The sequence below is a fragment of the Nocardiopsis protaetiae genome, assembly GCF_045446735.1.
Lineage (GTDB): Bacteria > Actinomycetota > Actinomycetes > Streptosporangiales > Streptosporangiaceae > Nocardiopsis > Nocardiopsis protaetiae.
Genome location: NZ_JBJJBV010000085.1, coordinates 1 through 23,064, shown reverse-complemented (window position 1 = coordinate 23,064; position 23,064 = coordinate 1). Strand labels below are relative to the sequence as shown.

General features: G+C 72.1%; 16 protein-coding genes and 2 pseudogenes. 12 read left to right on the top strand and 6 right to left on the bottom strand.

What is annotated here, in order from left to right:
• Positions 1 to 259, top strand: a pseudogene (locus ACJOT3_RS15045) (NAD-dependent epimerase/dehydratase family protein); the annotation flags it as partial.
• A 393-nt stretch (positions 260 to 652) separates the two neighbouring features.
• Here the strand turns inward: ACJOT3_RS15045 and ACJOT3_RS15040 are convergent.
• Entirely contained in the window at positions 653 to 1,825 is a 1,173-nt protein-coding gene (locus ACJOT3_RS15040; RefSeq protein ID WP_406973114.1) for a hypothetical protein, read from the bottom strand.
• 969 nt (positions 1,826 to 2,794) lie between these two features.
• Here ACJOT3_RS15040 and ACJOT3_RS15035 point away from each other — a divergent pair.
• From ACJOT3_RS15035 to ACJOT3_RS15015, 5 genes are all read left to right on the top strand, one after another.
• A complete protein-coding gene (locus ACJOT3_RS15035) occupies positions 2,795 to 5,065 on the top strand; it encodes a type IV secretion system protein (protein WP_406973112.1) in 2,271 nt (756 codons plus the stop codon).
• 47 nt (positions 5,066 to 5,112) lie between these two features.
• Positions 5,113 to 5,778: a hypothetical protein gene (locus tag ACJOT3_RS15030; RefSeq protein ID WP_406973110.1), complete on the top strand. Its 666-nt coding sequence runs from the start codon at positions 5,113 to 5,115 to the stop codon at positions 5,776 to 5,778.
• Between the two features lie 94 nt (positions 5,779 to 5,872).
• Positions 5,873 to 6,958: a C40 family peptidase gene (locus ACJOT3_RS15025; protein WP_406973116.1), complete on the top strand. Its 1,086-nt coding sequence runs from the start codon at positions 5,873 to 5,875 to the stop codon at positions 6,956 to 6,958.
• Complete coding sequence (locus ACJOT3_RS15020; protein ID WP_406973108.1) at positions 6,951 to 7,721, top strand: hypothetical protein; 771 nt, start codon at positions 6,951 to 6,953, stop codon at positions 7,719 to 7,721. Before ACJOT3_RS15025 ends, ACJOT3_RS15020 begins: the two co-directional genes overlap by 8 nt.
• 275 nt (positions 7,722 to 7,996) lie before the next feature.
• The gene (locus tag ACJOT3_RS15015) at positions 7,997 to 8,389 is read left to right on the top strand and encodes a VOC family protein (RefSeq protein ID WP_406973106.1); all 393 of its coding nucleotides are present in this window, start codon (positions 7,997 to 7,999) and stop codon (positions 8,387 to 8,389) included.
• Positions 8,390 to 9,000: 611 nt separating this feature from the next.
• On the opposite strand, the gene ACJOT3_RS15010 is transcribed toward ACJOT3_RS15015, so the two are convergent.
• From ACJOT3_RS15010 to ACJOT3_RS15000, 3 genes are all read right to left on the bottom strand, one after another.
• Entirely contained in the window at positions 9,001 to 9,798 is a 798-nt protein-coding gene (locus ACJOT3_RS15010) for an ABC transporter ATP-binding protein (RefSeq protein ID WP_406973104.1), read from the bottom strand.
• A 67-nt stretch (positions 9,799 to 9,865) separates the two neighbouring features.
• Entirely contained in the window at positions 9,866 to 12,550 is a 2,685-nt protein-coding gene (locus tag ACJOT3_RS15005; RefSeq protein WP_406973102.1) for an FtsX-like permease family protein, read from the bottom strand.
• Between the two features lie 1,513 nt (positions 12,551 to 14,063).
• Positions 14,064 to 14,615, bottom strand: coding sequence for a thymidine kinase (locus ACJOT3_RS15000; RefSeq protein WP_406973100.1), 552 nt, complete (start codon positions 14,613 to 14,615; stop codon positions 14,064 to 14,066).
• A gap of 736 nt (positions 14,616 to 15,351) precedes the next feature.
• On the opposite strand from ACJOT3_RS15000, the pseudogene ACJOT3_RS14995 reads away from it, so the two are divergent.
• The 4 genes and pseudogenes from ACJOT3_RS14995 to ACJOT3_RS14980 all read left to right on the top strand — a co-directional run.
• Positions 15,352 to 16,131 (top strand): annotated as a pseudogene (locus ACJOT3_RS14995) (ion transporter); the annotation flags it as partial.
• Between the two features lie 1,247 nt (positions 16,132 to 17,378).
• Positions 17,379 to 17,933 (top strand): hypothetical protein, encoded by a 555-nt coding sequence (locus ACJOT3_RS14990; protein ID WP_406973098.1) that lies wholly within the window; start codon positions 17,379 to 17,381, stop codon positions 17,931 to 17,933.
• Positions 17,933 to 18,367: an ATP-binding protein gene (locus tag ACJOT3_RS14985; protein WP_406973096.1), complete on the top strand. Its 435-nt coding sequence runs from the start codon at positions 17,933 to 17,935 to the stop codon at positions 18,365 to 18,367. The genes ACJOT3_RS14990 and ACJOT3_RS14985 overlap by 1 nt, the downstream gene beginning before the upstream one ends.
• Before the next feature lie 138 nt (positions 18,368 to 18,505).
• Positions 18,506 to 19,237: a hypothetical protein gene (locus tag ACJOT3_RS14980; RefSeq protein ID WP_406973094.1), complete on the top strand. Its 732-nt coding sequence runs from the start codon at positions 18,506 to 18,508 to the stop codon at positions 19,235 to 19,237.
• Positions 19,238 to 19,280: 43 nt separating this feature from the next.
• On the opposite strand, the gene mug is transcribed toward ACJOT3_RS14980, so the two are convergent.
• Complete coding sequence (gene mug / locus ACJOT3_RS14975) at positions 19,281 to 19,931, bottom strand: G/U mismatch-specific DNA glycosylase (RefSeq protein WP_406973092.1); 651 nt, start codon at positions 19,929 to 19,931, stop codon at positions 19,281 to 19,283.
• Positions 19,932 to 20,065: 134 nt separating this feature from the next.
• The gene (locus ACJOT3_RS14970; protein WP_406973090.1) at positions 20,066 to 21,268 is read right to left on the bottom strand and encodes an FAD-dependent monooxygenase; all 1,203 of its coding nucleotides are present in this window, start codon (positions 21,266 to 21,268) and stop codon (positions 20,066 to 20,068) included.
• A 79-nt stretch (positions 21,269 to 21,347) separates the two neighbouring features.
• Between ACJOT3_RS14970 and ACJOT3_RS14965 the strand changes: the two genes are divergently transcribed.
• Positions 21,348 to 21,956 carry a TetR/AcrR family transcriptional regulator gene (locus ACJOT3_RS14965; RefSeq protein WP_406973088.1) on the top strand — a complete coding sequence of 203 codons (609 nt, stop codon included), beginning with the start codon at positions 21,348 to 21,350 and terminating at the stop codon, positions 21,954 to 21,956.
• A 431-nt stretch (positions 21,957 to 22,387) separates the two neighbouring features.
• Positions 22,388 to 23,047, top strand: coding sequence for a hypothetical protein (locus tag ACJOT3_RS14960; RefSeq protein ID WP_406973086.1), 660 nt, complete (start codon positions 22,388 to 22,390; stop codon positions 23,045 to 23,047).
• Positions 23,048 to 23,064: the final 17 nt, after the last annotated feature.

The following is a 23,064-nucleotide window of genomic DNA, read 5'->3' as shown; positions in this document are numbered from 1 at the left end:
CGGGCGGGCGGTGGGCGCACCCGCGGGCCGGGTCGCGGACCTGGCCGGGCCGCAGGTGCTGCCGATGGCGGACCTGCTGCGCACCTACCTGGCGGCGCGGGGGACCCGCCGCCCGACGGTACCGTTGCCGATCCCCGGCGCGGCCGGGCGCGCGTACCGGGCGGGGGAGAACCTGGCGGGCCCGGACGCCGACCGGGGCGCCCGCACCTGGGCCGCGTTCCTGGAGGAGCGGCTGGGCGCGGCGCCGTCCCACCGCTGAGGGGCGGGACGGCGCCGTGTCGCGGCGTCGCTGTGGGGAGAGGGGCGCCGCCCTCCCGCGTCCACCGGGTGTGGAGCCGTGTCATCGCCCCGGGGAGAGGGGAGAGAGGGCGCCGGTGCCGGAGGGCGGCCGGGTAATGTCGCCACCGCGAGGAGAGGCGGCCCGGGGTCAGGGGCGGTGGAGCGTGTCACGCCCCGGGGGAAGCGCGGCGTCGGGACGGTCCGGTGCACCGCTGCCGTGGGGGAGAGGCGACGCCGATGCCAGGGGGCCGGATGTGTCATCGCCCCGGCCGTTCCGCCACGGGGACAGGCCACCGCACCGCCACGGGGTCGACGGCACCGCGGGGGTTCCGGGCCCGACCCGGGCCGTCCGGTCCCCGGGGCGGGCGGCCCGTCAGTAGATCTCGGCGAGGGAGCGTGTGTCCGCCTCGGCCAGTTCCCTCAGGTCGTCGGGTTCCACCGGGCGGAGGTGGTCCAGCAGCCCGACCAGCTCCTCGGCGAAGGCATCCGGCAGCGGCCCGGCCCGGTGGCCCGGCTCCATGTCGTCCATCGGCTCCCACGGGCCCGATCGGCCGAGCGTCAGCACGACCCCCGCCACCTGGATCCGGATCCGGTCGGTTTCTCCGTAATCCGTCTCCGCGGGGATCCGCAGCACCGCCGTGTCCTCCCCCAGACCCGCGGGCGCGGGGTACTCGAAGCACTCCGTTCCGGGTGCGTCGCACCCCTCCCGCAGCGGGTCCGCGACCCCTGAACCGTTCATCGGGTCGGTCCCCTGGACGAGCGACACACGCCTGCCGTCCGGGTTCTCGTAGATGAGGATCGAATGCGGGTCCGGCTCGTGGAAGGCCGTCGCGTGCCGGGCCTCCCAGCCCGCGGCGTCCAGCAGCACGAACCCCGGGCCCGCACCGTCCGCCATGTCCCGGAACCCTGTCAGGCCGGCGGTGGTCGCCTCCGTGTGCTGCGCCTGAACGTACGCGTGCCACCCTCCCACCGTCGCCGTCCATGCCAGCAGCGGGACTACCGCCAGCACCGCGGTGAACCCGAGACCCCGCCTCCACAGCAGGGCCGCCAGGGCGGCCCCACCGATGGCCAGGTAGCCGAACAGCGTCCACAAGAGCGGTTCGGGGGCGAACGGGAACCAGAGATCCTGCACCACAGAGACCGCCATGCACAGGACCGCGATCAGCAACAGCAGCCCCGCCGCGGCCAGGGGGCGGCGTACTCGTGCCCACCACAGCATGACGGCCAGCACCAGGACGGTCGGCAGGCCGAAAGGAACCGTGACGAACAGTACGGCCTGCACGTGCCTTGCCGGGCTGGATACGCCGGTGTCGAATCCTTCGACACCTCCGACACTGAAGATGAGGACGAAGTTGAAGAGCGCGCCCAGGACGAACAGCGCGCCCGCCCCGACCACTCCGGCCGCGGCGATGACGAGCGGGTGCGGGGGCCGGTCGTACCGGGAGGGGGCGGCATCGCCGTTCACCCCGGGGGAGCCGCCCGCGTCCGCGGTATCGGTCGTGCCGCCCGTAGGGTCGGTACCGCTCGCGTGGCTGATGTCGGTCACTGCCCGCCCTGTCCGTTTCGGTGGCCCTGTCCGCAGCCCCCCATCATGCCCGCACCGGTCGCATTAGGGGTATACCGGGGCGGTGCTCCGTGCGGTCACCGAGCCACCGGCCATCGGAACGGCGCAGGCGTGTGCAGGGCCGCCCTGGTCCCGGACCCCACCGATCGCGGTCCTCCCAGGATCGGTCGGAAGGCCGCCGGCGTCCACCCGGACAGTGCGCGGACGCCCCGCGAACGCTTCTCCGGTACTCCGGCGCACCCGCGCGGGAACAGGGCGCCGTGCAGGACCGCCGTCCTCCGCAGGACAGCCGGGGAAGGGGAGGCAGGGGGCCCGGAACGGTGCGGACGGCGGCCGGCCCCGGAACCCGTGCCCGTCGGCCGGAAGGGGGCCGGGGAGGGTGCGGGAACGTGTGGGGCGGGGGTGCGGTGCGGCTGCGGGTGTGGTGCGCGGGGAGCAGGTTCCGTGGACCTCTCCGGAGAACTTCTTTTCGGTCCTACGACAAACCCGGCTGCGGTTTCCGCAGAAGCCGGGGTCGGCACCGCGTACCAGTCCGATTGCCCGTCGAGTGTCCACTTTTGGACACGGGTTGAGGTGTGACGCCGATCATAAGGAGTGGCGGGTGGGGTAATTGCGGATGGGAGTTTTCCCGGGCTTGTGCAAGGCCGATGATGTCCGCTACCTGGGGAAACATTGATATGTGAACCCTTTGTCACCCCCAGTTCGGGTGTGGTCGGATAGAGAACCCGAAAACCCATCGCGTTGTACCCGTACGCGAACCCCGTGATGGAGCACCATAGAAGATGGGGTAAAGACAACCGGGGGCCTTGTGGTCGCGCACGGCCTCACACCGGTGTGCACGTGAGTGCGCGCGGTGGGAGAACGTGCGCCGCCCACCGGGGGAGGCCCGGGCCTCACGGTTGTCCGCCATCATGACCCCAGGGCACCGACCGACGACGCAGGAGCCAGCAGATGACGGATCAGCACGTCCGACGGCGGGGATGGCGACGCCTCCTGATGACGTTCCTCATGCTGGCCGGCTTCCTGGTCCTGCCGCTCACCTCGGCCCAGGCGAATCCGCTGTGCCCGGGCGATCCGGCACCGTTGCCGGAATCCGCGGGCAGCGGCTCCGACGGCCTGCTGGTGCCGCCCCAGTCCCAGTCGGCCATCGAGGGATCGCCCGACGGACTTCCCCCCGACGCCAGCATGTACGGGCAGTACGGGACGGCCGGGCAGCAGTGGCACATGATCACCGAGTCGTGCGTCGACGGGATCACCAACGGGCCGCAGGCCACCCTGGCGAACACGGCCTGGGACCTGTCCAAGACCATCAACCAGTCGACCATCACCGTCTACCAGGCGGCGACCTCCGACGGGCTGCTCGCCAGTTTCAACGAACTGGTGGAGAACGTCGTGGTCACGCTGCGGGAAGGGATCTGGCGGCCGCTGATCCCGACCGTCGTCATCCTGGGCGCGATCTGGCTGGGGTGGTACGGGCTCATCCGGAAGCGGATGACGCTCACCATCGAGTCGACGGTCTGGATGGTCGGGGCGACGGCGCTGGGGCTGTGGATCATGGTCAACCCGGCGCAGGTGATGGGGCTGGCGAGCAGCCTGGTCAACTCGGGTGGGCAGCTGGTGACGAGCACGGTGGGGCAGATTCCCTACGGGGGTGGGTCGGGTACCTGCCCACCGGGGGCGGAGGCTCCGCAGAAGGCGGACTGGGAGTCGGAAGCGGACTTCCAGGTGCGGCGGAACGCGGACATGCTGTGGTCGAGCCTGGTCTGCCAGCCGTGGGTGGCGGGGCAGTTCGGGAACGGGGCCACCGCTGAGGACGCTTCCATCGACCACGCCATGGATATGGTCGCGGCTCAGGGAGTCAGCCGTATCGAGCAGCAGCAGATTCGCGACGGCGAGCTGGACGCCACGACCCTCATCGAAGAAAAGCAGGAAGCCTACGAGGCGATAGCGTCGGACATCCAGTCCACCTATCCGAGCGTCTACCCGCTCTTCTCCGGGCAGGACCAGGGAAGCAGGCTGGGCGTCGCAACCTTGGCTCTGTTCGCGTCGATCTTCGCCGGAGGCTTGATCCTCGCCGGATCGGTGGCTCTCATCGTCTTGAAGATCGCCTTTGTGGTGCTGTTCATGCTGGCCCCGGTTTTCCTGCTCATCGGCATTCATCCGGGTTACGGGCGAATGGTGCTGATGCGCTGGGTCGAGCTGATGGTGGGGTTCCTGCTCAAGCAGATCTTCGTCGTGCTCCTGATATCCCTGCTGGTCATGTGCTACGGAATGGTCATGTCCACCAGCCTGGGCTGGGGCCTCCAGATGATCCTGCTGGCTCTGTTCACACTGGCTCTCTTCGTCTACCGCAAGCCCTTCGCCTACCTGTTCTCGTCGGTCAACGCGAACTCCTTCACCTCGCGGGTCGTCGGGGACGCGGCGAACAGCCAGGTCCTCTCGAAGAGTGCGACGGTTCTGCCCCCCGTGGCTTACCTCAAGGCCCAGAACTGGGGGCGCCGCAACAGCGCCGCCATCGCCGGAACCGCTGCGGGTATCCCGGCCGGTACCGGGGCGGCGGCCGATTTCAGGGGCACGGAGGAGACCGTGGGAGAGGCCGCCGAACCGGCCCGTGTGCGGGGGACCGGCGGCTACGGTCGGGTTCGCGACAACGGGGCCGCGCCGCCGCTCAACGTCAGCCGCCAGGATGGTGGCGCTCGCACTTCCGGTGCCAGACGCACCGCTGACGAGGCACCGAATCTGAGCGGACGCAGCGGCGCCATTCCGCCCCGCCCCAGCGGTGGCTACACCGGTGCCGGTGACACCGGATGGGCTTCGGTGTTCGGTACCGCTTCCGGTGGGGGTTCCGAACGGCGGGACGGCGGTGGCTCCGCGCCTGCGGCCGGGATCGGCCGTGCCGCGAGTGCGGAACGGCCCGATCCGAGCACCGGCCGGGGCATCTTCGACGCCCGGGAGGACACCCCGCCGAGGGGCAACCCCGAGGCCCGGGGGTCCCGTTGGGGTGCGCCGCGTGAGCGTCGGGAACGCCAGGCCCCGCAGCGCCCGAGCCGTCCGGCACCGGCGGCTCCGGAGCGTCGGCGCGGAGACGGCGAGGGCGGCTGGTTGAGTGGTTCCGGCAAGAGCAAAGACAATGCTCCCATCACCCCCTTCTGGGGAGAGAGCTCCAACTCTCCCCGCCGGGACCGGAAGCGTGACGTGCCCTTCTGGCTGAACGACGACTGATCCGCCTCGACCGACGACGACAAGACGACGACAAAAGGCCCCTGACGATGCCCAACCCCCTTCCTGAGCGTGCCCAGAGGTTCGTGTTCATCGGACTCATCGTCGTGCTGGTCGGGGCCGGTGTGTACTTCAGCATGGGCGGCTTCGGCGGTGGGGGGACCGAAGAGGCCCCGGTCGAACCGGAGGTCGCGCAGGGGGACAACGGCGGGAGCGCCGGGGCCCCGAGTGACCTGTCGAGTGTGGAACCCAGTCCGCTGTCGACCACGGCGGAAGACGACGTGGATGTGCTGGGCTGGTTCCCCTTCCCGGAGGAGGAACTCCGAACGGCGGGGATGACGGCGAGGGCGTTCGCCGAGGCTTACGGAACGATCGACTACACCGGGTCCCCCGAGGCCTACTACGACTCGATGCGCGCGCTGGCGACCGATGAATACGCCGATGTGCTGGCCGAGTCCTCCCGGGCCGGGGCCTTCTGGGCGGAGATGGCGGAGGCCGAGGCGATCGCGCAAGGGCGTGCCGAGGTGGAGTCCATCCGAACGTTCGGAAGCAGCTCGATCACCTTTGTGGTGACGGCGCAGTCCATCACCGAGACGGCGAACCGCGAGTTCGACGAGGAACTCGGGGAGTTCGCGATCACCGTGGTCCAGGAAGGGCGGACCTGGAAGGTCTTCGACTTCCAGCCCGCCGACGCCGGGCAGTTCGGGGAGGAGTGATCCGGTGCTCTCCTATTTCGGCGCTTCCGGGGACCGGGGAGCCGTGCGCTGGTGGCTCGGAGGCGGGGTCGCGATCGGTGTCGCGGTACTGATCATGGTGGCGATGTTCGTCATCCCCGTGATCACCAGTACGGGAAATCAGCTGGCGGGTCTCATGGCGAACGGTCTGGTGTGCGCGCCGAATGCCGACGCCGAGCAGCCCGGGGCGAGCGGGTACGCGATGGACTCGATCCCGGAGAACTACCTGGAGCTGTACCAGGAGGCGGGGGAGGACCGGGGGATCCCGTGGAACATCCTCGCCGGGGTCGGCCAGGTGGAGTCCCACCACGGGAGGTGGGAGGGGCCCGGGATCACGGAGGGGCACAACGACTGGGGTGCGGCCGGCCCGATGCAGTTCGGGTCGTTGGACGGTTCCGCCGCCGGGAACAGTTGGGGCGGCGAGCCGATCCAGGCGGTGGAGGACCGGCCGGAGAACGGGTACGGGGTGGATGGCAATGGCGATGGGATCGTCAATGTGTACGACCCCGCCGATGCCATTCCGGCCGCCGCTGACTATCTGATCGCGCACGGCATTCAGGACGACGTGCGAAAGGCGATCTTCGGATACAACCACGCCTGGTGGTACGTGGACGACGTACTGGAGTGGGCGGACCGGTACGCCGAAGGCGACTACAACACCTCGGATCCGATCCGGACCGCTGTGCTGTGCGAGCTGGACGAGAACGGGGTGCCGATCGGCCGCGCCCCTGACGAGCTGACGCAGGCCGTGGTCGACTGGGCGCTGGCGCAGCGGGGGAAGCCGTACATCTGGGGCGGGACCGGGCCGGACGGGTTCGACTGCTCGGGCCTCACGATGAAGGCGTACGAGAGCATCGGTGTCACGGTCCCCCGGGTGTCCCAGGACCAGTGGAAATTCGGTCCGGAGATTCCGGCCGGCGAGGAACAGCCCGGTGACCTGGTGTTCTTTGATGTGACCCGAGCGGGAGAACCGCCGGGACCTGGACATATGGGAATGGTGATCGGTGACGGCCTCATGGTGGAGGCCTGGTGCACCAACTGTGGACCGATCGCGGTGCGCGAGTACGATGACCCCAATCGGTCGGACATCGTGGGTTTCACCCGTCCGCTCGAACACCCCGATGTGAAGGCCCAACTGGAGGCGCAGGATAACCGTGGTTGATGAGAAGGCACCGCCCGAGAAGCAGGGATTGCACGGGTGGAAGGCCGCACTCACGGTTTTCGGCTGTGGAACGCTGGCGGCCTTCGGTGTCTTCGGTGTGCTTGCGCTTATCGCCGGCTCTTTCCTGCGCGCCACCTCGGCAGGGGTAACGGATGAGGGCTCCCAGATCGCCGGAGTCGAGCAGACAGGGACGCCGAGGGACGAGCTGCCTCCTGGCGATCTCAACGTTTGCGAGAACTACCTTCCCCGGATCTCTGATGTCACCATCAAGGAGACCTTCTCCAGCGTTGACGCGGATGATGCGCAAGTTGATGGCTTCCAAGCGGGAAGCCGCCGAGAGGTGACAGGTGAATGTTCGTTTGCCATTCAGCCTTCATACGGCGTGAACACTGCGTCCGCTCTATGGGAGATGGACTTCTCCTACCAGGCCATCGTGTTCGATGCGAACGCGGATCGCGATGGGCAGGCGGAGCAGATTTTCGCGGATGAAATATCAGAGGCCGAGCAGGAATACGCCGGACCTGTTGAGGTGGATGATCATGCCTGGGCCGAAGAATCCCGGTCGTTCTATGGTGTGGGTGAGGCCGGGGAGAACCGTTACTCGGTCGTCTCGCGGACACGGAGCGCTGTCTACACGTTCGCCTTCGCGGGTGATGTCTCCGACGTCAACTCAGGTGTCATCCCGAAGAACGACTTCAAGCGCCAGGCCGAGGGCGTAGTGCAGAGGCTGGATACCCGTTTCTCGCTCCTGATCCCGGAGTGAACGGCGCGGGGGTGTCGGGCCGGGGACGGGCCTGAGGGAACCGGTCACCTGGGGTGGTGATGCCGCATGGAGCGGGTTATCCACAGGCTGAGGCGAGCGGCTTTCCCGCCCTACGCCCCCTCCCTAGGGTGGATGTAAGGGGGAGCCGAGGTTCCGCCGACATGGTGCTGCCCTCGGTTTCCTCCACCCTCTCCCACCGCCCCGATCGCCTGACACGGTCGGTGCCCCAAGGCCCCACCGCCCCGCCCCTGAACCCCCACCCCCGGAGCCGCCCCGTGAGCCTCAAGGACATCCGCTCCCTGGACTACACCGTCCTGCTCTGCCGCGACCTGCCGGCCACCCGCGCCTTCTACGAGCACGTCATGGGCTTCCCGGTCGAACAGGACCTCGGAACCTGGGTGAGCTTCCGCATCGGCGCCACCCTGCTCACCCTGCGCCCGCGCGGCCGTGGCCCGGCCTGGCAGGACGGCCCGCACGAACCCGGTTCCGCCTCCGTCCAGCTGGCCTTCCGCGTCCCGCCCCCGGCGGTGGACGCCTGCCACGCCGAGCTGCTCGCCGCGGGCGTGCCCATCCTCCGCGGCCCGACCGACCTGCCCGACTGGCGCCACCGGACCCTCTTCTTCCGCGATCCGGAGGACAACATCATCGAGATCTACGCCGAGTACTGACCCTGCCCCCCGTGGAACCCCTGTGCCCGAGGACGCGGCGCGGTACGTTCGCCCACGGGTGCCCTGCGGGACACTTGCAGGAGGCCGCTGTGACCGTGGAGTTCACCTACCGGAACCTGAACGCGGACGACCTGGCCCGCCGCGGGTACCGCCCGGGTACCGCGCCTCGTGCGGTGCTGTTCATCGACATCGAGGCCGACCTGGCGATCCGCCACGGCGACGGCCGGGTGCTCTTCGCCGAGAACGCCTTTCCGGTGGCCGAGCCGGCGGACGCCCCGGTCGCCTGGCTGCACCGTGCCGCCACCGCCGCCGCCACCGTCGTCACCACCGGCAGCCCTGGCGGCCCCGGCGACTTCGCCTTCCGTTCCCTCTCCTACGCCGAACCCGGTGCGGTACCGGTGGAGCACTCACCGCAGGGGTGGCGGGACGGCTCGGCCTTCGAGCCCGACACCTGGTCGGAACCCCTGCCGTTCCCGGCCCTGGCGGCGGCGCACCCGCTTCGCCGACGCCGTCCGCCGGGACATCGCCGCCTCGGGCGGCACCGCCCCGGACATCGCCGCCCGGGGCATCGGCCCCGACGCGGTGGTGCGCCGGGGCCGGCACTCGGGGTCCTAGAAACCCAGGCCGCGGAGCCAGCCGAGCAGGTCGTCCTCGCGCCGCTGTGCCGTCTCGGCGTTCCACGGACCCAGGTGTCGGGAGTCCACCACGGCGCCGTCGCGGAGGTAGATCACCCGGTCGGCGCGGGCGGCGCAGGCCGGGTCGTGCGTGACCATGACCAGGGTCGCCCCCTCCCGGTGCACCTCGGTGAGCGTGTCCATGACCTCGGCCGACATGGAACTGTTGAGCGCCCCCGTCGGCTCGTCGGCGAACAGCACCGACGGTTCGCACGCCAGCGCCCGGCAGATCGACGCCCGCTGCAACTGCCCGCCCGACACCTCCGTGATGCCGTGCCTGCGCACGTGCGCGATCCCGAACCGCTCCATGAGCGCGTCCACCCGGGAGACCGCGGCGTCACGCCCCGCCCGGTCGCCCCGGGGCACCGCCTTGAGGGCGGGCAGCAGGATGTTGTCCCGGATGTTCAGGTTCTCCAGAAAGTACGCCTGCTGGAACACGAACCCCATCCGCGTCAGCCGGACGCGACTCATCTCCGTGTCGTCCAGCGAGGTCAGGTCCCTCCCCTCCAGGTGCACGCTCCCGTCCGTGGGCCGGTCCATGCCGCTGACGCTGTACAGCAGCGTCGACTTGCCCGAACCCGACGCCCCCATCACCACCAGGAACTCGCCCCGGTCCACGCTCAGGTCGATGCCGTTGAGGACCCTGGTCGGCGGGTCGGTGGAGTGGTAGGCCTTGGCCAGCCCGCGGCATTCCAGGGCGGGGTGGCCGTTGTGCGTTTCGCGTGTGTCCGTCATCCCTGCCCCTGTCATTTCTCTGTCACTTCTGTCACCTCTGGCGTCCCTGGAACCTCGGTCACCCCGGTCAGCTTCTGAGCCATGCGCTCTTGTCGGCACCGCGCAGCCGCCCGGTGAGGAACACGGCGCCGAGGTATCCGGCGCCGACCAGGACCAGCGGATACGCCACGTAGACCAGCAGCGGGTTCGGCAGGAACGTCAGGTCCGCGAGCCCCAGCCCCGCCGCGGCGAGCAGCGTTCCGACGACGGTGTCCCCGGCCGTGGCCGCGAACACCAGGCCCGCCACGGTCCCGACGGCCACCGCCAGCAGGGTCTTGACCCGCACCTGCGCGATGATCTCGCCAGCCGAGAAGCCGAGCGCGGACAGCACGCCCATCCTGCGGCGGTCCCGGGTCAGCCGCAGTTCGAGGAACAGGCTCGTGATGAGCACCGCCACCCCCACCCCGAACACCACCGACAGCACGGCCGCGCCGCGCAGGGCGTCGGTCACGTACGACAGGGTCTGCTGCACGTACTCCTGCGCCGGGATCACGGCGGCGGTGGGGAAGCGCTCGCCGTAGTCGGCGGCGACCTCGCCCGGGTCGATGCCCCCGGCCGTGTTCGCGTAGACCGTGTAGCCGGAGGCGCCGGACGTCACCTCGCCCGGTGCCTTGGCGGTGAACCCGCCGCTGGTGACGTCCTGGTAGACGCCGCTGACGGTGAGGGTCTCGGTCCGTTCGGGCTCCCCGGCCGGCCCGGTCCGCCCGGGCTCCCCTGCCCCGCCGTCGGCTTCGTCCGCCGCGTCCGCTTCGGCCGTCCCGTCCGCCCCGGCCGTTTCGTCGGCGGCGTCGCGGCCGACGGTCAGCCCGTCCCCGGCCGCGACCCCGTACGCCTGCGCGTTCAGCACGGACAGCGCGATCTCCCCGGGCCCCGGCGGGCCGCCCTCCACGAACTCGACCGTGTGGCCCGTGTGGTCGCCCACCTCGACGCGCAGCAACTCCCAGCCCTCCTCGCCCCGGACCCGGAACGGCACGTTGGCGAACGCGCGCACGTCCGTCAGCCGGTCGTCGCGGTGCATGTCCATGAGCAGGGCCGCGCGGACGGCGTCCACGTCGTCGGAGAACTGCAGGTCGGCGCGCACGTCGCTCTGCGGGGCGCCCATGTAGGTGACGAACCGGGGGCTCTCGAAGGTGCTGAGCAGGTTCGTCGGCAGGGTCATGAGCACGGCCGCGAGGAAGAACACGACGGGGACCAGCGCCCACTGCCCGAGTTCGGCCCGCAGGTCCAGCAGGACCAGGCGGCCGTTCACGCCGAGGCCGGGGAACGTGCCGGTTCGCATGCCGGTTCGGGCGCCCGTTCGCGTGTCCGTTCGGGTGCCCCGGCCCTGGCTCCGGTCTCGGCTCCGGGCCTGGTCCCGACCCTGGCCCTGGCTCCGGTCCCGACTCCGGGCCTGGTCCCGGTCCCGACCCCGGGGCGTGGTGTCGGCGCCCGCGCCCTCCGGGGCGAGCCCGGTCCGCCGGACCCGGCGCGCCCGCCTCCCGGCCCGGCGCGCGGTCCGGCGTTCGTCCAGGACGCTCCCGTGCACCAGCGCGTTGACGACCTCGATCCGCGCGACCCCGCGCAGCACACCCCGGCACACACCGATGACGAACCCGAACACCAGCGCCAGCGCCAGCAGCGGGACCAGGAAGGTCGCGAACCCCGGCGGCGCCTGCGCGTAGTTCACCTGCACACCCCGCGTCAGCAGCCCCGTCGCGAAGACGGCCAGGACCCCGCCGACCGCGCACGCCAGCAGCGTCATGACGCTGTACTTGGCCAGGTACAGCCGGGAGATCTCCCGGTCCGGGATGCCGATGGCCTTCATCGCGCCGATCTGGCGGACCTCGTCCTCCAGCGTTCCGCGGATCACGAAGCGCAGGTTGAGCAGGGAGATCGCGATGAGGAGCAGGCTCGCGAACACCAGCGCCACCGCCACCAGGCCGTCGCTGAACGTGTTGAGCAGGCGGATCATCGTGAACGTGACCGCCTGGCCGTTGGCGGGCAGGTCCGGGTCGGCCTCGTACGCCCGCTGTAGGTCGGCGGCCCCGGCCGGGTCGGCCAGCCGGTACTCGACGATGATCTCCGGGGCGCCGCCCCCGGCCGCCGCCAGCGCCGCGTGGTCGTCCTCGGAGACCAGGAAGCGGGTGGCCGAGGACAGCGACGACGCCATCTGCGCGTCGCGCACGAACCCCTGGACGCTCAGCCGGTGGACGCCGGTGTCCGTGCCGACGCCGAGTTCGTCGCCGACCCGGAGGCCGAACCGCTGCTGGTACGTCACCGGGACGTAGACCTCGCCGGGTGCGGGGGTGGGGGCGCTCCCGGTCTCGTCGAGGAGGAAGTCGAACTCCTCGTTGGGTGTGACGAAGAGGTTGTCGATGAGGCTGTCGCCGAGGTCGCCCGTCTCGCCGGTCGAGGGGCGGGACCAGGTGAGGGAGGCCCCGTCGAAGCCGAGCATGTCCTCGATGAGCCAGGCGTCGATCTCGGGGTGCTCGGCGGCGAACCGGGCCAGGGCGTCGGGGTCGTGGTCGCCCCGGTGCATCTGGAGGAAGTGCGGGGGCCGCGCCTGCTCGAAGAGGCGGTCGACCGAGCCGAGGGTGCGCTCCATGACCATGGCGCCGGTGGCCATGAGAAAGGCGCTGAGGGTGAGGACGACGGTGAGGGCGAGGGTGACGCCCTTGTTCTTGGTGAGGTCGTTGTACGCGTGCCGGAAATACAGGGAATCCCTGGTTCTCACCTGTCACTCCTCAACTTCCGGGATTCGCGGTCTGACATATGCGGACTGCTGTGGGTCGGCTGGGGGAAAGGCCGTGGCCGTCGGCCCGGATCGTCGTCGACCGGGGCCGGAGGTCCGGCCGCCTCCGCGCGGATCGCCCTGGGGCAGCGGGTTCGGGGCGCTCCGGGCGGTCCGGGGTGGATCGGCGGCCGGTGGCCGGTGAATTCCGTGTCCCGACGATTCCGTGACCGGGCATCGGGGAATTCACGCCCTCTCCGCCGTGGCCGAAGCCGGTTCCGAGTTCGGATCGGGTCGGAGTCGAATCCGGGAGCGGGCGTATCCGTGACATCGAAATTAGTCGTGCCCCCGGCCGAATACATCAGGGGTGGGCCCCGGTTCGGCGGAGGGAGACCCCGGGTTTTCGGCAGGGTGCGTGCGCTTTTCCTCAGGGTCGGGTCGGCAGGGGTACCTCTGCCGTCACCGGTGCCCCCTGGGCCACTCACGCCGCCCTCCGCGGTGCCCCCGGTGCCCCCAGCCCCAAGTGCTTCCGGCAGCCCCGGTGGCCGAAAGCGGCCGGAGTCCATTCGCGGCGGCTCGGCCCCGGCTCGGCACATCCGCCCCGGCGGACACCCCTCGCAGCGAGCAGCGCCCCGGTGCCCCTCCCGCGCTGGCGCCGCCACCTGCCCACACCGGTACCGCCCCCCGGGACGCCCGGCCATCGGCTGCCGGACGCCTTTCCCGGTCCCACCCTCCGGCAGGCTCCGGCCGGGCGCCGATCGGGAGCGGGCCACCGCCGCCCGCGTCGGCGGCCGTGCTCGCCGCCGGGCTCCGTACGTGCTGTCGGCTCCGGCCACCGGGCCGCCAGGGCTGGGCACCAGCCTTGCCCGCACCGCTCTCGTGCCACAGCGTCCGGAGGTGCCGCTCCAAGCTTTGCCGAGGTGCATGTAGCGCGGAGATGACGCCCCACGTTCACCCAGATCGTTAACCACGCCCCCTGCACACTCGGGGATGGGCCTGAGTTCGTCTAGCTCGCGGTGGCGTTCGACTGATGGCCCCCGTGTACGAGGGAATGGACCGTGATCGCAGTTGGCGGCCGAGCCCGGTACCGCATGGCCCCCGCACGCGGAGATGGACCGGTCAACGGTCGGCGCAACTACCCCCGGCCTGGATGGGTTGCACCCACGTGGGTGGGGGTGGGGTGGCCGGGAGGGCGCGGTCTGTGTCGTGAACCGTGCGCATGGGCGGGGCACCGTCGGGGGGAGGGCTGCCCGGTGGCCTTCGCTCTTTGCGGCGGTGGGCGGGGACCTTCCACTTTCTCGCCCTTGGCCCTGTTCCAGAGGTGCCTGCCAGGGCGAAGTGGAGTCGGGACATCCTTTGCCGCACGGCCGCTGAGCCCTGGTAGTCAAGATTGACTACCTATGGTCAAAGTTGACTACTGGTGGTCAAGCTTGACTGCTGGCTCGGCTCGTAGCCGTCCTGTGGCGGGGGTGCCGATGAGGGCGGCGGCCAGAGGGGGCGGGGGCCTGGGGACAGCTCAGGCGACGCCGGCCATGAAGTGGTGGCGGCACAGGGTCGCATACGACTCGTTGCCGCCGATGTGCACCTGTTCGCCTTCGTACACCATCACGCCGTCCACCACCCGCGCGTTGTGGGTGGCGCGCTCGCCGCACCAGCAGCGCGCCGACACCGGCAGCACCTCGATCTTGTCCGCCAGCTCCACCAGCCGCTGCGATCCCGCGAACAGCCGACCCTGGAAGTCGGTGAGGATCCCGTAGCAGTACACGTCGATCCCCATCCCGTCCACCACACCCGCCAGCTGCCCCACCTGCTTGGGCGACAGGAACTGGGCCTCGTCGCAGATCACGTACGGCGCCTTGCGGTCGGCGACGTCGTCGTAGAGGTCGAGGTCGTCGGTCACCTCGACGGCCGGGGACACCAGCCCCAGGCGGGAGGAGATGATGCCCGCGCCCGCGCGGTCCTGGCGGGTGTAGAGCACGCCTTCGCTGCCGCGGGAGTGGTGCTCCTGGAGGGCCATGGTGCTCTTGCCGGAGTTCATGGCTCCGGTGAAGTACTTCAGCTCCGCCATGGCTCTCTTTCCTCGGTCGGGGGCGGAATCCGGGTGCGGCCCGGGGATCGGTGCGGGCGAGGGGTGTTCGGGGAGACCCGCGGGGGCCGGAGGCCAGCAGAGAAGATACCAGTGCGCCGCCCGCTCCCAGGAACCCCGGCGGGGGCCGGCGCCGGGGGACTTCGAGGGGTTTTCTTCCCCGCCGACTCCCGGATTCCCCTGCGTTGGTGCTTTTTCGGCCCGGTTTGCGAGCGGAGTGTGTTCCGGCCGGAATTGCGATGTGGTGCGTTGCACCCGTGAATCCCCCGGTCGTCATCCACCCGTTATCGCCCCGGCGCCGACACGCGTCCTCGCGGCCCCGGGTGGTGCGGCGCGGTCGGGCCGCACCGGTGCCGGGCGTGACGTGCCCGGAGGGCGGCCGCCCGGGGCCGCGCCGGCGGGGGAGCCGGGGCGGCGGGGGCACGGGTGCGGCATGGAAGTGGCGCCGGTGACCTGCGGCGGCGGGGAGCGCCGGGTGTGACCGGGCGGGTCCGGCCCGTATCCTTCCTCAGGCCCGGGCCGCGCCGGGAGGGGGCCGGGGCCGGGTGGATCGGTGGGCCCGGCGCGCCAGGGGAGATGCGCTGCGGGACGCTTCGGCTCCCTTTGATATATGTGGGTGTCCACTGTCCGATTCGGGGGTGGAATTGTGGAGGGGAACGGCACATTGCGCAGAGACCAGGTCACCCGTGTGGTGGAGAGCAAGTGGTTCTCCAACGTGATGCTGTTGGTGATTCTGGTCAATGCGGGGATTTTGGGTTGGGCGACTTATGGGGGTTCCGCCCTTCCTTATCTTCTGGTCGCCGAGCACGTGATCGTCGGCGTCTTCGTCATCGAGATGGCACTCAAGCTCTACGCCTGGCGCGGGGACTTCTTCCGCGCGCCCTGGAACTGGTTCGACTTCCTGGTCGTGGCCATCTCGGTGATCCCGGCGACCGGGCCGTTCTCCGTGCTGCGCATCCTGCGCGTGCTGCGGATCCTGCGGGTCATCACGGCCGTCCCGCAGATGCGGATGATCATGGCGGCCCTGTTCCGCTCCGTTCCGGGGATGGGGACGGTCATCGGGCTGCTGCTGGTGACCATCTACACGTCGGCGATCATCGCCCAGCAGATGTTCGGGGAGGACGTTCCGGAGTTCTTCGGGAACCTGGGAACGTCGCTGTACACGATGTTCCTGCTGCTCACCACGGAGAACTGGCCGGAGGTGTCGGACGCGGTCCTGGAGAAGCACCCGCTGGGGTGGGTGTTCTTCGTGACCTACATCGTGCTCACGGCGTTCATCATGCTGAACCTGGTGATCGGTGTGATCGTGACCGCCATGGAACAGGAGTTCAACCAGGAACGCTGGGTCGAGGACCAGGAGCTGGAGGCCGTGCAGCACGAGCTGGTCATGGAACGCCTGGAGCAGCTCGGCGAGCAGGTGGAGCAGCTGGGCCGGATGCTCCGGGAACAGCGCGGCGACGGGAGCGCCGACGGCGGTGCCGGGCCGGTGCCGCCGGACGGGGGAGACGCGGGACCGGACGCCGGGCCGGACTCGGGGTCCGGACCCGGGGAGGGCGGCGACCCGTCGGCGGCCCGGTCGGCCGTGCCCGGGACGGTGACCGTGCCGGTGAGCGAAGGCGGAGCCGTGCTCGGACCCGTGTCGGGAATCGCTCCGTCGGGCGGCGGCGAGGGCGGAGAGGCCGGTCCGGCGGGAAGCGATGGTGCCAGCGCCGGGGGAGTGGTGAGCGGTGGACCGGCGGAGACCGGCCCCGGGGCGCCGGAGAACGGGCACCGCCCGCACGGCTAGCGGGGGCGTTCGCCGGGCCGGGGGCGGCCGGGTCGGCCGGGCGCCGGTGGTCCGATGACCGGATACCGAGGGGCCGGCGCCCGGACGGGACACCGCGGTGCGGCGGGGCCTGGGCGGTCGGGGCCGTGGCCGGTCCCTGGGCGCTGGGGAGGGGCGCCGTCCGTATGGGTGACGGGATGTCCGGCCGGGCCATGGCCGCGGTGAACACGGTGGTGCGGCGGGGCACCACGGTGCGGGAGACCCCACAAGAACGGTGCGCGGGGTTCGGGGTGTGGACACGGGCGCGGGCAGGGGGCCTGGGTCAGTGGGACGCCCGGGGGTCCGGGGCGGCCGAGGACGGTGGACGTTGCTGCGCGGCTGGACGCGTGGGCGGTGGCGCACTGCGGTGCGGTGGTGCGCGGGGGTGAGAAGGGCTCCGGCCGGGCACGGCGGGCAGAGGGCTGCTGGATGCGTGGGCGTTGGGGCACTGCGGTGCGGCGGCGGGCGGGGGCGGGAAGGGTTCCGGTCGGGGTGGCGTAGGCGGCCGGGATCGCCGGGCGCCGTGGGATAGGGGGCTGGACGCGTGGGTGGTGGGGTGTTCGCGGTGGTCCCGGTGTCCAGGGAGCGGGACGGGTCCCTCTGGCGGCGGGGTGGGGAGACCCCGGTCGCGGATGCCGGGAGGGGCGCGGCGCGGGCGGCGGTTCGGCGCCCGGACACAAAAGGCACGCGTTCCAGAATGACCGAATGGCGACTTTAAAGCCCTTTGCTGGAAAAGTCCTCACAGGCCTCCCACCTGCGAATACTCTCCTTTCCCCCACCCCCTCCAAGATTCCCCCACCGAAAGTTGGCCACCCCACCCCCCGATCCCCTAATCTCGATCCCAAACCCACAACCGAATAACGCAGTGACCCCGCGACGCTCGTTAGGCGCCCGGGGTCGTGGCCAGCAACTGACCCTCTAAAACTCCAAGGATTGCCAGCGTGATCGAGTTTAGCGCTGCGCTTTCGAGCCGTGCCCTGCACCTGCTCCTAGCGCTCTTCTCTCCTCCCCGCGGCCGCCACTCCCGGCCCCGATTCCTCGGGTCCCGCCGCAGGTCAACACGGGTTCGCCGGTACGCCGCGAACCCCGAGCCCGCCCGGCGCTCCACCGTGCACCTGCCGCGCGGATCCGCCCCGGCGCGCCCCCTCGCCCCGCCCGCGGAGGTCTTCCCGGCCGACGACATCTCCCCCGTTCGGCCCTACTACACCGCGCACGAACGTTCGTTCGCTGAAAACGGGGACGACCGCGCCCAGGCCGAGGCCCTCGCCCGCCTCGCCCGCTGGACCGGGGCCGCCGAACCCCCCGCGCCCGCACCCGCCCGCGTTCCCGCGCCGCGTCCGGGGGACCTGCTCGCCCCGCGGCAGCCCGAGCCCGAACCCGCGCCCGAGCCCGCGGCACAGGACGACCCGTTCGCGCCGATGGACCTGGCGGACCTGGAGAAAGCGGTGCGGGCCTGGGTCGCCCAGCAGCACCGCCGTCGGGAGGTGGGGGTGTGATGGGCGTTCGCGCATGGGCACCCCGCCGGTACGCGGGGGAGGTGTCCGAGCTGGCCCGGATGCGCCGCGACCTGGCCGCCGACCTCGACGGGTACAACGCCGACACGGTGGACTCGGTGCTGCTCTGCGGGAGCGAGCTCTTCACCAACGCGGTCCGCTACACCGCCTCCGGCCGCGGCGGGGAGGTGATCAGAACGCTGTGGGCCATCGGCGACCGGGTGTGCGTCGGGTTCACCGACGACGGGGACACCGGCGGCCGGGTCCCGGAGATCCCCCGCGCCCGCACCGCCGAGGAGTGGGCGTTCGCCGAGGGCGGGCGGGGCCTGCTGCTCATCGAGGCCACCGCCGCCGTGTGGGGGCACCGGCCGGTGTGCGAATGCTGCGACCTGGGGCGGCACACCTGGGCCGCGTTCACCCTCCCGGCCACCGCCTGACCCCGCCGGGCCGCGGGCGGGTGCCCGCACGCGGCCCGGCATACCAGTTCCGGGGTTCGCGCACAACGGGTGAACACCCCAGCACGAACGGGGAGCCGTACTCAGGCGCCACGGGCCCGCCGTCCCGAGGATGGGGGTATGACGAACAGAGCAAAGATCGCATTCGGTGCCCTCGGCCTCCTCGCCTTCGCGGTCACGGCCTGCGCCCCCGGCGCCGACCTTGAAGCGACCCCGACCGGGGCGGTGGAGGAGGACGGGCTGCCGCCGCTGGGGGCGGACGGCCAGGCACCCTCCGAGCACATGTCCCTGGAGGAGGCCGCACCCTTCCTCCAGGCGCAGGGGTACCTGCCCGCCGAGGGCGACCTCAACGGTTACGAGGTCGGCCACCTGCCCGACGACGTCGCGGGCACCCCCTACGACCTGGACTACACGGCCCTGGCCGCCGCGGAGGGCCACATCGCCCCCGACCTGCACGAGGTCGAGCGCTCCTGGCTGGCCGACACCATCGAGGTCGACTACCTGGTCGACGACTTCGGCGAGGTGCTGCCCGAGCGGGAGGCCGTCGCCGTCTCCAGCCTGTACGTGTCGGTGATGCGGCGCGACGACTTCACCGACATCGACACCTACTACGAGGTCATGGAGATCGAGAGGGAGAAGGAGTTCCACGACTCGCCCGCCCGGGAGCTGCCGGACGGCAACGGGCACTACAACGGGTCGACCGCGATCTTCTCCCCGGAGCCCGGGGTGGTCGTCTACCTCTCCTACGTGGACGACGCGTACTGGGCGCAGGTGGAGCAGAGCGAGGACCTCACCGCCGAGGGCGACCCGGAGGAGGTCCTGCGGATCGTCGAGGGCATCACCCCCGCCTGACCGGGGCCGGCCGCGGTCTTCACCGGCGTGACCGGCGCCGACCTCAGCGCGCTGCGGGCGGGCCGGTGGTTCCGGACTCCGAACCACTGAGGTCGGGCAGGCCCGCGGCCTCGCGCAGGCGGGCGTACTCCTCGGCGAGGGCGGCGAGCGTCCAGTGGGCGTTGCGGCCGCTGGGGTTGGGCAGCAGCCACACGCGGGTGCCGCCGATCGCCGCGTCCTGCGGCCCCACCCGGGCGCCCCGCACCCCGAACGCCGCGCGGTAGGCGGTCACGCCCAGCATCGCCAGCCACTCCGGCTCCCACTTGCGGACCTTGGCGCGCAGGAGCTCCGCGCCCTCGGTGTACTCCTCGGGGGTCAGCTCGTCGATGCCGCGGGAGGGGCGGGCCACCAGGTTCGTCAGCCCGAGCCGCCACCCGCGCAGCTCGCCCTCCCGCTCCGGGGGCAGCACCCGCGGGGTGAACCCCGCCAGGGCCAGGGCGGGCCAGAACCGGTTGCCCGGGCCCGCGAAGTGGTGCCCGCGCACGGCGGTGGTCAGGCCCGGGTTCACCCCGCAGAACACCACCTTCATCCCGGGCACGAGCAGGTCCGGCAGCAGCCGGTCGCGGGCCGCGTCCAGCTCGGCGCGGCTGAGACCGCCGACCCCGCGCAGCGGGCGGGCGCGGCGGCCGCGTTCGGGTGTGGTGGCGTCGCTCATCGGTTCCCCCTGTTCCCGTGTTCCACCGGGGCATCTACCCCCGGCCGCCGCGGGGAAAGCCGTTCCCCGTGGGTGACCGCCCCGACGAGGAATACGCATCAGGGCGCTTGCCAGCGGGGACGCCCCGCCGTGCCTCAGTACTCCTTGGGGTCCCAGCCCACGGCCGAGGAGCCCGCGAGGGCCAGGGCGCGGGTGGGCACCCGGCGCAGGAGGGCGTTGCGCACCGACTGCCGCCAGCCGCCGCCCAGGTCGGCGCCCACCTTGGCGATGAACGCGGCCTGCCGGGCGATGTTCCGGCACGCGGGGCGGCGTGCGGCGTCGAAGCGGTCCATCGCCTCCGCCTGGTCCGCGCCCTCCGCGACCGGGGCAGCGACCAGCGCGCCGAGCGCCACCGCGTCCTCCAGCGCGCTCGCCGCGCCCTGGCCCATGGTGGGCAGCGCCGCGTGCGCCGCGTCGCCGACCATCACGACCCGGCCCCGCGCATAGGTCGGCAGGCCGCCGCCCAGGTGGTACACGTCGTGCCGCATCAGGTGGGCCGGGTCGGTGCGCTCGATGAGGTCGACGACCTCCGGCGCCCAGCCGTCGAACCGGGCGCGGGCCGTCGCGAGCTCGTCGCCCAGGACCGCGCCCCGCGGGGCGCGCACGTAGCCGTACCAGTACAGCTCGGTGTCGCTCACCCGCATCACGCCGAACTCCGCGCCCGGCCCCCAGAACTCGAAGAGCCGCCCGTCGCGTCCGGTGTCCCGGACGAGCGCCCGCCAGCTGGTGCTGCCGCTGTACGTGGGCCGCACCCCCGGGAAGAGGACGCCGCGCACCGCGCTCCACATCCCGTCGGCGCCCACGACCAGGTCGGAGTCGGCGCGCAGCACCTCGCCGCCCGCCGGGTCCCGCCACCACACGGAGGCCCGCCGGCCGCCGGGCGCCCCCGCGGTCAGGTTGGTGACCCGGGCGCCCGGGACGACCTCCACACCGGCGGCGCGGGCCGTCTCGGCCAGGGCGGCGTGCAGGCGGCGCCGGTCGAAGCCGCGGATGGTGACGGCGTGGCGCACTTCCTCGATGTCGTCCGGGATGAGGAGGATCGGTCGGCCCTGCGTGTCGCGGAAACCCGTGCCGACGGTCGTGTGGCCCAGGGAGGCGAGGAAGCCGTCGTCCAGGCCCAGGGCGTTGAGGGCGGCGACGCCGTTGCGGGGGACGGCGACGCCCGTGCCGACCTCGGGTTCGCCGGTGCGGCGTTCGAGTACGGTCGTTCGCCATCCCGCCCGGGCGAGCGCGGTCGCGGCGGCCAGCCCCGCGATGCCGCCGCCGACCACCGTCGCCGTCAACGTGTTCCCGCTCATGATCCCCTCCACGCCTTGGTTCGCGCCCCACATTCAATACGATGGTAGTGGTAAGCGGGCGACTCCTATACTCGGCCCCATGCCACCCGCCAACCTGCGCCGCCGCCGCGCCCTCGCCGACGCCGCGATCGCGCTGCTGGCGGAGAAGGGCGCGCACGGCCTCACCCACCGGGCCGTGGAGGCCCGCGCCGGGGTGCCCGCCGGGACGGCCACCAACTACTTCCGGAACCGGGAGGCGCTGCTGGTCGCCGCCGCCGAACGGGTGCTGGAACTGCACTTCGCGGACATGGCGGCCGCGACGGAGGGGATGGCCGGGCCGACCGGGGCCGACGAGCTGATCGACATGATCGCCGCGTCGCTGTGGGGCGCGGCGACCGTGCTGCGGGACCGCTACCTGGCGATCTTCGAACTCCGGATGGAAGCGCGGCGGCGGCCCGCGCTGGAGGCGGTGCTGGGCCGGTTGGAGCGGACGGCGGTGGCCGACACCGTCGGGCTGCACGCGGCGCTGGGGACGTCGGTGTCGGAGGGGGCGGTGGCGAACCTGGCCACGCTGTACGGGGGAGCGCTGTTCACACTGGTCACCGGGCCGGTGGGGGCGTTCGACGAGGCGGGTGTGCGGGGGCTGGTGGCGGCGATGGTCCACGGCGCCCTGGACGCCGACCGCGACCGTACCGCCGACCCCGCCTGAGCGTGGCGGACCTCGGTTCCGACAGGGGTGTCGGTCGGGTCGGGTGCGCGCGGGAGCCGGCGGCGGCGATGACTTGCGGCGCCCTGGGCGCGGACCGCGACCCCGCCTGAGCGTGGCGGACCTCGGTTCCGACAGGGGTATCGGTCGGGTCGGGTGTGCGGGGCCGGTGACGGTGATGACCCGCGGGGCCGTGGGCGCGGACCGCGACCCCGACCGAGGGGCGGGGCGGTCGGCCGTGGGCGAGTGTGCCCGGAAACGGGGCCGGGGGTGTGCGATGGGTACCGGCACGGTCAGGCTCGCCGGGCCTCCCCCGGGCGGGGGAGAGGGCTCCCGCGCCCGGGGGAGGCGTCCCGGGGAGCCCGCCGGGAGTATGGCTGCGGGCGCCGCCGGTCGGCGGCGCCCGCGGGCGACGCGAACGGGGATACCGGACGATGACGGCACATGCGCGATCGACGCGGAACGGCGGCCCCGCGGCACCACCCCGTCCCACCTTCCGGGACCGGGCCGCCGGGGCGGCGGTGGCGGTGGGCGCGGTGGTGTTCGCGGCCTCCGGGCTGCTGCCGGGCGGGGAGTCCGGGACCGGAACGTATCTGCTGGTCAACCTGGTCGTGGTGGGTGCCATGGCGCTCGTCCTGTTCGGGCTCCCCGTGCTCCGCCTCCGGTACCGGGAGTCGCTGGGCCGCCCGGGCGCGTGGGGGAGCGGGCTGACCGCGGCCGGGCTCGTCGCGACCATGGCGGGGTGCCTGACCAACATCGTCGCCGGGTCGCTCACCGGGCAGGCCCAGGGTGTGGTGGCGGCCGTGGGGATCCCGGCGTGGATCCTCGCGCACCTGGTCTACGTCGGTGCGACGGTCCTGGGCCTGGCCTGCCTGCGGGTGTCCGCGGTACCGCGCCCGGTCGCGGCGGCGCTCATCGGCGGGCTGCCCGTGCTCGTCATCGGCGTGCTCTGCGGGCTGACCCTCGACGGCACGGCGGCCACGGTCGTCACCTGGGCGTCCACCGAGGGGCAGGTGGGCCTGGCCTGGCTGCTGGCCGGCGGATTCCTCCTGGCCGGGCGCCGCGACGGCGCGGAGTCGGGCCCCCGGGGCTGAACGCCGACGGCCCCCGG